Annotated in this window: 1 pseudogene; it reads right to left on the minus strand. The window is 46.6% G+C overall.

Annotation, left to right across the window (positions count from 1 at the left end):
* Positions 1–264, minus strand: a pseudogene (locus NLF92_RS13220) (lipopolysaccharide assembly protein LapB); the annotation flags it as partial.

Genomic DNA, 264 nt, shown 5'->3' on the forward strand with positions numbered 1-264 from the left:
ATTTGAGCTTGCTCACAATAAAAGTGGGCGAGTTTTGTGCGAACTACTTCATTGTCTTGCAGCATCTTTTCTGCCAGTGCAATCGCCCTTTCCCACTCTTTTGTGGTCTGGTAAATAGCAAACAGTTGTTGTTGGGCAAAATCAAAATGCTTATCACTGGAAAGTAACTTAGCAAACGTGTCTTCAGCGCGCTCCAGAAAGCCCGCCTGCATATAATCCCGGCCCAACTCCCGTAACGCGGTTTCTCGCTGGGTCGATTGTAAT

The sequence above is a fragment of the Opacimonas viscosa genome (assembly GCF_024199005.1).
Taxonomy (GTDB): Bacteria; Pseudomonadota; Gammaproteobacteria; order Enterobacterales; family Alteromonadaceae; genus Opacimonas; species Opacimonas viscosa.